This window comes from Micrococcus sp. LASM2_SD2 (assembly GCF_057364565.1).
Genome location: NZ_JBNFOB010000464.1, coordinates 1 through 688, shown reverse-complemented (window position 1 = coordinate 688; position 688 = coordinate 1). Strand labels below are relative to the sequence as shown.

Annotated in this window: 1 pseudogene; it reads left to right on the top strand. The window is 73.8% G+C overall.

The annotated features are described in order from the left end of the window. Positions 1 to 688 (top strand): annotated as a pseudogene (locus AC2W7A_RS13125) (hypothetical protein); the annotation flags it as partial.

Sequence of the window (688 nt, the reverse complement as noted above, 5' to 3'; positions counted from 1 at the left end):
CGATGGCGCCGGCAGGAGGCCGCACAGGATGCTCCCGACTCCTCCGGCGGCGCCTCGGCCGAACGCCCGGCCCCCTCGGCACCTGCCGAACGTCCAGCCTCGTCGGCACCGTCCCAGCAGCCCGCGCAGGCCGGACCTTCGGCTCCGGCCGAGCACGGTGACCGGCACGAGCCGGACGCGAAGACCGGACAGGACGAGCCGGACGCGAAGACCGGACGGGACGAGCCGTCGCACGATCGTGCCGAGCCGTCCGCGCAGCCGGTGCAGCCGGCGCAGCAAAAAAAGCGACGAGTCCGACGGAGGGCCTCCCCCTCCCCGGCCGCGCCGTCGTCCCCGACCGGCGGCCAGGGTGCGAGCGGCCAGGGCACGAACTCGGTGGAGATGGTGCGCCGAGCCTGGCCGGACATCCTCGCCGCGCTCGAGGACTCCTCCCGACTGGTCTGGATGCTGGTCAAGGACAACGCGTCGGTCGCCGGATTCGACGGCCGTCTCCTCACCATCGGCTTCACCCAGGACGGTCCGCGCCACTCCCTGTTGAACCGCCGCGGCGATCAGGTGCTGGCCGAGGCCGTGCACCGTGTCCTCGGCATCCGCCCCGAGCTGGACCTGATCCTGGGCGGGGACGCACCGCAGGGAGACCGGCACCCAAAAGCTGAGGCGCCCTCCCCGGCCGGCCGGACCGGTGGAC